Here is a 10,000-nt window from a genome sequence, read left to right as displayed (position 1 = left end):
AACCCGCGAGGGGGAGCTAATCCCAGAAAACCGGTCGTAGTCCGGATCGTAGTCTGCAACTCGACTGCGTGAAGTCGGAATCGCTAGTAATCGCGGATCAGCTTGCCGCGGTGAATACGTTCCCGGGTCTTGTACACACCGCCCGTCACACCATGGGAGCGGGTTCTGCCAGAAGTAGTTAGCCTAACCGCAAGGGGGGCGATTACCACGGCAGGGTTCGTGACTGGGGTGAAGTCGTAACAAGGTAGCCGTATCGGAAGGTGCGGCTGGATCACCTCCTTTCTAGAAAATGGTCGAGCAGCGATTCATTGCATGCAGTGAATGGCCAGCGAGATCCACACGACTCTAATTCAAGCACCCACCCTTATCGGCTGTGAACGCAACAGCAAGAAGTGAACAAGCGCGTGAGCCTGCCGAGCTGGCCTCAAGACAGGCGAGCGTGAGAGCGACGGGACGCGCGAAGAACGCGTGGGTCTGTAGCTCAGTCGGTTAGAGCACCGTCTTGATAAGGCGGGGGTCGCTGGTTCGAATCCAGCCAGACCCACCACGAGATCGAGCACGCAGCAAGCGGCAGACATCGATCGGGGGATTAGCTCAGCTGGGAGAGCACCTGCTTTGCAAGCAGGGGGTCGTCGGTTCGATCCCGTCATCCTCCACCATTGATTCACTTCAGGCGTTGGCAAACCAGAGATTCTGAGGATCGCGAGATCGGCAGGGTTTGTGGTTTGCCAGCCTTATTGGCTGTTGTTCTTTAACAATTTGTAGAGTCGAATCAGCGCTGCTAGCGGAAAGCAGTCAATCGTAAAGGGTTGATCTGCACCGTGCCGCTAGTAGCATTTTGATTGCGTCAAACACAGAACTTCAACCGAGCAAGAAATTGTTTGGATATGAAGAACGGCGTAACGCGTGAATACTCAAACGATCCAATGAAGTTGAAAGATTGGATCGAGTCCTTGACTGACAGTTCAGCGCTGTCAAAGTTATAGGGTCAAGTGACTAAGTGCATGTGGTGGATGCCTAGGCAATGATAGGCGACGAAGGACGTGATAGCCTGCGATAAGCTTCGGGGAGCTGGCAAATTAGCTTTGATCCGGAGATTTCCGAATGGGGAAACCCACCTCGCAAGAGGTATTGCATGCTGAATACATAGGCATGCAAGGCGAACCGGGTGAACTGAAACATCTCAGTAGCTCGAGGAAAAGACATCAACCGAGATTCCGAGAGTAGTGGCGAGCGAAATCGGAGTAGCCTTGACGTTTTAGCAGCACGTATATCAGAACGGAATGGAAAGTCCGGCCATAGCAGGTGATAGCCCTGTATGAGAAATGCGAGTTGTGGAACTAAGCGTCAGATAAGTAGGGCGGGGCACGAGAAACCTTGTCTGAATATGGGGGGACCATCCTCCAAGGCTAAATACTCATCATTGACCGATAGTGAACCAGTACCGTGAGGGAAAGGCGAAAAGAACCCCGGGAGGGGAGTGAAATAGATCCTGAAACCGCATGCATACAAAAAGTCGGAGCCCGCAAGGGTGACGGCGTACCTTTTGTATAATGGGTCAGCGACTTACATTCAGTGGCGAGGTTAACCGAATAGGGAAGCCGTAGAGAAATCGAGTCCGAATAGGGCGAATTAGTCGCTGGGTGTAGACCCGAAACCAAGTGATCTATCCATGGCCAGGATGAAGGTACCGTAACAGGTGCTGGAGGTCCGAACCGACTAGTGTTGCAAAACTAGCGGATGAGCTGTGGATAGGGGTGAAAGGCTAAACAAACTTGGAAATAGCTGGTTCTCTCCGAAAACTATTTAGGTAGTGCCTCAAGTATTACCTGCGGGGGTAGAGCACTGTTATGGCTAGGGGGTCATGGCGACTTACCAAACCATTGCAAACTCCGAATACCGCAGAGTACAGCTTGGGAGACAGAGCACCGGGTGCTAACGTCCGGACTCAAGAGGGAAACAACCCAGACCGCCAGCTAAGGTCCCTAAAATTGGCTAAGTGGGAAACGAAGTGGGAAGGCTAAAACAGTCAGGATGTTGGCTTAGAAGCAGCCATCATTTAAAGAAAGCGTAATAGCTCACTGATCGAGTCGTCCTGCGCGGAAGATGTAACGGGGCTAAGCCAGTTACCGAAGCTGCGGATGTGCAATTTATTGCACGTGGTAGGAGAGCGTTCTGTAAGCCTGTGAAGGTGACTCGTGAGGGTTGCTGGAGGTATCAGAAGTGCGAATGCTGACATGAGTAGCGTTAAAGGGGGTGAAAAGCCCCCTCGCCGAAAGCGCAAGGTTTCCTACGCAACGTTCATCGGCGTAGGGTGAGTCGGCCCCTAAGGCGAGGCAGAGATGCGTAGCTGATGGGAAACAGGTCAATATTCCTGTACCGATCAATAGTGCGATGTGGGGACGGAGAAGGTTAGCTCAGCCAACTGTTGGAATAGTTGGTTCAAGCGTGTAGTCGTGGCCCTTAGGCAAATCCGGGGGTCTGAGATGAGGCGTGATAACGAGGCCGCTTGCGGCCGAAGTGAGTGATACCCTGCTTCCAGGAAAAGCCACTAAGCTTCAGCTATTGACGACCGTACCGCAAACCGACACTGGTGCGCGAGATGAGTATTCTAAGGCGCTTGAGAGAACTCTGGAGAAGGAACTCGGCAAATTGACACCGTAACTTCGGAAGAAGGTGTGCCTTTAGTAGGTGAACCATTTACTTGGGGAGCCCAATGAGGCCGCAGAGAATCGGTGGCTGCAACTGTTTATTAAAAACACAGCACTCTGCAAAGACGAAAGTCGACGTATAGGGTGTGACTCCTGCCCGGTGCTGGAAGATTAAATGATGGGGTGCAAGCTCTTGACTGAAGTCCCAGTAAACGGCGGCCGTAACTATAACGGTCCTAAGGTAGCGAAATTCCTTGTCGGGTAAGTTCCGACCTGCACGAATGGAGTAATGATGGCCACACTGTCTCCTCCAGAGACTCAGCGAAGTTGAAATGTTTGTGATGATGCAATCTCCCCGCGGAAAGACGGAAAGACCCCATGAACCTTTACTGTAGCTTTACATTGGACTTTGAACAGATCTGTGTAGGATAGGTGGGAGGCTTTGAAACCAGGACGCTAGTTCTGGTGGAGCCGACGTTGAAATACCACCCTGGTGTGTTTGAGGTTCTAACCTTGGCCCGTGATCCGGGTTGGGGACAGTGTATGGTGGGCAGTTTGACTGGGGCGGTCTCCTCCCAAAGTGTAACGGAGGAGTTCGAAGGTACGCTAAATACGGTCGGAAATCGTGTTGATAGTGCATTGGCATAAGCGTGCTTGACTGCGAGACTGACAAGTCGAGCAGGTACGAAAGTAGGACAAAGTGATCCGGTGGTTCTGTATGGAAGGGCCATCGCTCAACGGATAAAAGGTACTCTGGGGATAACAGGCTGATACCGCCCAAGAGTTCATATCGACGGCGGTGTTTGGCACCTCGATGTCGGCTCATCTCATCCTGGGGCTGTAGCCGGTCCCAAGGGTATGGCTGTTCGCCATTTAAAGAGGTACGTGAGCTGGGTTTAAAACGTCGTGAGACAGTTTGGTCCCTATCTTCCGTGGGCGCTGCAAGATTGAGAGAGCCTGCTCCTAGTACGAGAGGACCGGAGTGGACGCACCTCTGGTGTATCGGTTGTCACGCCAGTGGCATCGCCGAGTAGCTAAGTGCGGAAGAGATAACCGCTGAAAGCATCTAAGCGGGAAACTCGTCTCAAGATGAGTCTTGCCGGGGCCTAGAGCCCCCTGAAGGGTCGTTCGAGACCAGGACGTTGATAGGCTGGGTGTGGAAGCGCAGTAATGCGTTAAGCTAACCAGTACTAATTGCCCGTGAGGCTTGACCCTATAACTTTGATTGTGCCAAGGACAGCACGTCCACCGCCATCAAGGATTGGGTAGCCACAAGTTATACCGTTCTTCAGTTCTGAAGACGCAATCAAATCCAAGCTGATTCGAAGCCGTGCAGCCTCCCGGCTGTACAATGCAACTCTACAAATTGGGTGCCCTGACCCCGTCACGGCGCCAACCAGTCAAGCCTGATGACCATAGCGAGTTGGTCCCACTCCTTCCCATCCCGAACAGGACAGTGAAATGACTCAGCGCCGATGATAGTGCGGATTCCCGTGTGAAAGTAGGTCATCGTCAGGCTATTACACCGAGACGCCCGGTCGACAGACCGGGCGTTTCCATCTGTGTCGACAGATGCAAGCGTTGAGTGCAGCGCTTGCATTTGCCGATCCCGTCGCAAGACGGTTCTGCAAAGAAAGAAGCGAATCAGGGTTGACGATAATCTCGTTATCGATCATAATCCCGCTTCTGCGCTGATCACTGATTGGCGGCGAGTTGAAGAGAAGTTGAGTGGCGGTATTGCTCGATGGTCTTGGATCTCGAAGTTCTTTAATAATTCACAGCCGATAAGCGTGGGTGTTTGAAGGCGAGTTTTGAATCAGGGTGACCTGGTTCAAGTCTCTCGGACTTTAAGCACTCACGGAAATTAGATTTGAATCATGCAAACTTAGGTTTGAAGGTTTAAGTCGATTCCGTTGAGTAAATTCAAGATCGAACTGTAGAGTTTGATCCTGGCTCAGATTGAACGCTGGCGGCATGCCTTACACATGCAAGTCGAACGGTAACAGGTTAAGCTGACGAGTGGCGAACGGGTGAGTAATGTATCGGAACGTGCCCAGTCGTGGGGGATAACTGCTCGAAAGAGCAGCTAATACCGCATACGACCTGAGGGTGAAAGCGGGGGATCGCAAGACCTCGCGCGATTGGAGCGGCCGATATCAGATTAGGTAGTTGGTGGGGTAAAGGCTCACCAAGCCGACGATCTGTAGCTGGTCTGAGAGGACGACCAGCCACACTGGGACTGAGACACGGCCCAGACTCCTACGGGAGGCAGCAGTGGGGAATTTTGGACAATGGGCGCAAGCCTGATCCAGCCATGCCGCGTGCGGGAAGAAGGCCTTCGGGTTGTAAACCGCTTTTGTCAGGGAAGAAAAGGGTGTTTCTAATACAGACGCCTCATGACGGTACCTGAAGAATAAGCACCGGCTAACTACGTGCCAGCAGCCGCGGTAATACGTAGGGTGCAAGCGTTAATCGGAATTACTGGGCGTAAAGCGTGCGCAGGCGGTTATGCAAGACAGAGGTGAAATCCCCGGGCTCAACCTGGGAACTGCCTTTGTGACTGCATGGCTAGAGTGCGGCAGAGGGGGATGGAATTCCGCGTGTAGCAGTGAAATGCGTAGATATGCGGAGGAACACCGATGGCGAAGGCAATCCCCTGGGCCTGCACTGACGCTCATGCACGAAAGCGTGGGGAGCAAACAGGATTAGATACCCTGGTAGTCCACGCCCTAAACGATGTCAACTGGTTGTTGGGAGGGTTTCTTCTCAGTAACGTAGCTAACGCGTGAAGTTGACCGCCTGGGGAGTACGGCCGCAAGGTTGAAACTCAAAGGAATTGACGGGGACCCGCACAAGCGGTGGATGATGTGGTTTAATTCGATGCAACGCGAAAAACCTTACCTACCCTTGACATGCCAGGAATCCTGAAGAGATTTGGGAGTGCTCGAAAGAGAACCTGGACACAGGTGCTGCATGGCCGTCGTCAGCTCGTGTCGTGAGATGTTGGGTTAAGTCCCGCAACGAGCGCAACCCTTGTCATTAGTTGCTACGAAAGGGCACTCTAATGAGACTGCCGGTGACAAACCGGAGGAAGGTGGGGATGACGTCAGGTCATCATGGCCCTTATGGGTAGGGCTACACACGTCATACAATGGCCGGTACAGAGGGCTGCCAACCCGCGAGGGGGAGCTAATCCCAGAAAACCGGTCGTAGTCCGGATCGTAGTCTGCAACTCGACTGCGTGAAGTCGGAATCGCTAGTAATCGCGGATCAGCTTGCCGCGGTGAATACGTTCCCGGGTCTTGTACACACCGCCCGTCACACCATGGGAGCGGGTTCTGCCAGAAGTAGTTAGCCTAACCGCAAGGGGGGCGATTACCACGGCAGGGTTCGTGACTGGGGTGAAGTCGTAACAAGGTAGCCGTATCGGAAGGTGCGGCTGGATCACCTCCTTTCTAGAAAATGGTCGAGCAGCGATTCATTGCATGCAGTGAATGGCCAGCGAGATCCACACGACTCTAATTCAAGCACCCACCCTTATCGGCTGTGAACGCAACAGCAAGAAGTGAACAAGCGCGTGAGCCTGCCGAGCTGGCCTCAAGACAGGCGAGCGTGAGAGCGACGGGACGCGCGAAGAACGCGTGGGTCTGTAGCTCAGTCGGTTAGAGCACCGTCTTGATAAGGCGGGGGTCGCTGGTTCGAATCCAGCCAGACCCACCACGAGATCGAGCACGCAGCAAGCGGCAGACATCGATCGGGGGATTAGCTCAGCTGGGAGAGCACCTGCTTTGCAAGCAGGGGGTCGTCGGTTCGATCCCGTCATCCTCCACCATTGATTCACTTCAGGCGTTGGCAAACCAGAGATTCTGAGGATCGCGAGATCGGCAGGGTTTGTGGTTTGCCAGCCTTATTGGCTGTTGTTCTTTAACAATTTGTAGAGTCGAATCAGCGCTGCTAGCGGAAAGCAGTCAATCGTAAAGGGTTGATCTGCACCGTGCCGCTAGTAGCATTTTGATTGCGTCAAACACAGAACTTCAACCGAGCAAGAAATTGTTTGGATATGAAGAACGGCGTAACGCGTGAATACTCAAACGATCCAATGAAGTTGAAAGATTGGATCGAGTCCTTGACTGACAGTTCAGCGCTGTCAAAGTTATAGGGTCAAGTGACTAAGTGCATGTGGTGGATGCCTAGGCAATGATAGGCGACGAAGGACGTGATAGCCTGCGATAAGCTTCGGGGAGCTGGCAAATTAGCTTTGATCCGGAGATTTCCGAATGGGGAAACCCACCTCGCAAGAGGTATTGCATGCTGAATACATAGGCATGCAAGGCGAACCGGGTGAACTGAAACATCTCAGTAGCTCGAGGAAAAGACATCAACCGAGATTCCGAGAGTAGTGGCGAGCGAAATCGGAGTAGCCTTGACGTTTTAGCAGCACGTATATCAGAACGGAATGGAAAGTCCGGCCATAGCAGGTGATAGCCCTGTATGAGAAATGCGAGTTGTGGAACTAAGCGTCAGATAAGTAGGGCGGGGCACGAGAAACCTTGTCTGAATATGGGGGGACCATCCTCCAAGGCTAAATACTCATCATTGACCGATAGTGAACCAGTACCGTGAGGGAAAGGCGAAAAGAACCCCGGGAGGGGAGTGAAATAGATCCTGAAACCGCATGCATACAAAAAGTCGGAGCCCGCAAGGGTGACGGCGTACCTTTTGTATAATGGGTCAGCGACTTACATTCAGTGGCGAGGTTAACCGAATAGGGAAGCCGTAGAGAAATCGAGTCCGAATAGGGCGAATTAGTCGCTGGGTGTAGACCCGAAACCAAGTGATCTATCCATGGCCAGGATGAAGGTACCGTAACAGGTGCTGGAGGTCCGAACCGACTAGTGTTGCAAAACTAGCGGATGAGCTGTGGATAGGGGTGAAAGGCTAAACAAACTTGGAAATAGCTGGTTCTCTCCGAAAACTATTTAGGTAGTGCCTCAAGTATTACCTGCGGGGGTAGAGCACTGTTATGGCTAGGGGGTCATGGCGACTTACCAAACCATTGCAAACTCCGAATACCGCAGAGTACAGCTTGGGAGACAGAGCACCGGGTGCTAACGTCCGGACTCAAGAGGGAAACAACCCAGACCGCCAGCTAAGGTCCCTAAAATTGGCTAAGTGGGAAACGAAGTGGGAAGGCTAAAACAGTCAGGATGTTGGCTTAGAAGCAGCCATCATTTAAAGAAAGCGTAATAGCTCACTGATCGAGTCGTCCTGCGCGGAAGATGTAACGGGGCTAAGCCAGTTACCGAAGCTGCGGATGTGCAATTTATTGCACGTGGTAGGAGAGCGTTCTGTAAGCCTGTGAAGGTGACTCGTGAGGGTTGCTGGAGGTATCAGAAGTGCGAATGCTGACATGAGTAGCGTTAAAGGGGGTGAAAAGCCCCCTCGCCGAAAGCGCAAGGTTTCCTACGCAACGTTCATCGGCGTAGGGTGAGTCGGCCCCTAAGGCGAGGCAGAGATGCGTAGCTGATGGGAAACAGGTCAATATTCCTGTACCGATCAATAGTGCGATGTGGGGACGGAGAAGGTTAGCTCAGCCAACTGTTGGAATAGTTGGTTCAAGCGTGTAGTCGTGGCCCTTAGGCAAATCCGGGGGTCTGAGATGAGGCGTGATAACGAGGCCGCTTGCGGCCGAAGTGAGTGATACCCTGCTTCCAGGAAAAGCCACTAAGCTTCAGCTATTGACGACCGTACCGCAAACCGACACTGGTGCGCGAGATGAGTATTCTAAGGCGCTTGAGAGAACTCTGGAGAAGGAACTCGGCAAATTGACACCGTAACTTCGGAAGAAGGTGTGCCTTTAGTAGGTGAACCATTTACTTGGGGAGCCCAATGAGGCCGCAGAGAATCGGTGGCTGCAACTGTTTATTAAAAACACAGCACTCTGCAAAGACGAAAGTCGACGTATAGGGTGTGACTCCTGCCCGGTGCTGGAAGATTAAATGATGGGGTGCAAGCTCTTGACTGAAGTCCCAGTAAACGGCGGCCGTAACTATAACGGTCCTAAGGTAGCGAAATTCCTTGTCGGGTAAGTTCCGACCTGCACGAATGGAGTAATGATGGCCACACTGTCTCCTCCAGAGACTCAGCGAAGTTGAAATGTTTGTGATGATGCAATCTCCCCGCGGAAAGACGGAAAGACCCCATGAACCTTTACTGTAGCTTTACATTGGACTTTGAACAGATCTGTGTAGGATAGGTGGGAGGCTTTGAAACCAGGACGCTAGTTCTGGTGGAGCCGACGTTGAAATACCACCCTGGTGTGTTTGAGGTTCTAACCTTGGCCCGTGATCCGGGTTGGGGACAGTGTATGGTGGGCAGTTTGACTGGGGCGGTCTCCTCCCAAAGTGTAACGGAGGAGTTCGAAGGTACGCTAAATACGGTCGGAAATCGTGTTGATAGTGCATTGGCATAAGCGTGCTTGACTGCGAGACTGACAAGTCGAGCAGGTACGAAAGTAGGACAAAGTGATCCGGTGGTTCTGTATGGAAGGGCCATCGCTCAACGGATAAAAGGTACTCTGGGGATAACAGGCTGATACCGCCCAAGAGTTCATATCGACGGCGGTGTTTGGCACCTCGATGTCGGCTCATCTCATCCTGGGGCTGTAGCCGGTCCCAAGGGTATGGCTGTTCGCCATTTAAAGAGGTACGTGAGCTGGGTTTAAAACGTCGTGAGACAGTTTGGTCCCTATCTTCCGTGGGCGCTGCAAGATTGAGAGAGCCTGCTCCTAGTACGAGAGGACCGGAGTGGACGCACCTCTGGTGTATCGGTTGTCACGCCAGTGGCATCGCCGAGTAGCTAAGTGCGGAAGAGATAACCGCTGAAAGCATCTAAGCGGGAAACTCGTCTCAAGATGAGTCTTGCCGGGGCCTAGAGCCCCCTGAAGGGTCGTTCGAGACCAGGACGTTGATAGGCTGGGTGTGGAAGCGCAGTAATGCGTTAAGCTAACCAGTACTAATTGCCCGTGAGGCTTGACCCTATAACTTTGATTGTGCCAAGGACAGCACGTCCACCGCCATCAAGGATTGGGTAGCCACAAGTTATACCGTTCTTCAGTTCTGAAGACGCAATCAAATCCAAGCTGATTCGAAGCCGTGCAGCCTCCCGGCTGTACAATGCAACTCTACAAATTGGGTGCCCTGACCCCGTCACGGCGCCAACCAGTCAAGCCTGATGACCATAGCGAGTTGGTCCCACTCCTTCCCATCCCGAACAGGACAGTGAAATGACTCAGCGCCGATGATAGTGCGGATTCCCGTGTGAAAGTAGGTCATCGTCAGGCTATTATC

At 52.6% G+C, this 10,000-nt stretch carries 4 tRNA genes and 6 rRNA genes (1 of these 10 cut by a window edge); all 10 read left to right on the top strand.

The window, feature by feature from the left end:
• Positions 1-282, top strand: a 16S ribosomal RNA gene (locus QWJ38_RS23740); it begins 1,242 nt to the left of the window's first position.
• Between the two features lie 188 nt (positions 283-470).
• Positions 471-547 (top strand) — tRNA-Ile (locus QWJ38_RS23735).
• 36 nt (positions 548-583) lie between these two features.
• A tRNA-Ala gene (locus tag QWJ38_RS23730) sits at positions 584-659 on the top strand.
• 327 nt (positions 660-986) lie between these two features.
• Positions 987-3,866 (top strand): 23S ribosomal RNA (locus QWJ38_RS23725).
• A gap of 190 nt (positions 3,867-4,056) precedes the next feature.
• Positions 4,057-4,169 (top strand): 5S ribosomal RNA (rrf, locus tag QWJ38_RS23720).
• Positions 4,170-4,582: 413 nt separating this feature from the next.
• Positions 4,583-6,106, top strand: a 16S ribosomal RNA gene (locus QWJ38_RS23715).
• Between the two features lie 188 nt (positions 6,107-6,294).
• Positions 6,295-6,371, top strand: a tRNA-Ile gene (locus QWJ38_RS23710).
• A 36-nt stretch (positions 6,372-6,407) separates the two neighbouring features.
• Positions 6,408-6,483: transfer RNA gene (locus QWJ38_RS23705), tRNA-Ala, on the top strand.
• A 327-nt stretch (positions 6,484-6,810) separates the two neighbouring features.
• Positions 6,811-9,690: ribosomal RNA gene (locus tag QWJ38_RS23700) — 23S ribosomal RNA — on the top strand.
• Positions 9,691-9,880: 190 nt separating this feature from the next.
• Positions 9,881-9,993: ribosomal RNA gene (rrf, locus tag QWJ38_RS23695) — 5S ribosomal RNA — on the top strand.
• The 16S, 23S and 5S rRNA genes sit together here with 4 tRNA genes alongside, the layout of an rRNA operon.
• Positions 9,994-10,000: the final 7 nt, after the last annotated feature.

It is taken from the genome of Roseateles violae (genome assembly GCF_030410485.1).
In the GTDB taxonomy this organism is placed as follows: domain Bacteria; phylum Pseudomonadota; class Gammaproteobacteria; order Burkholderiales; family Burkholderiaceae_C; genus Roseateles_D; species Roseateles_D violae.
This window is presented reverse-complemented; position numbering and strand designations above follow the sequence as displayed.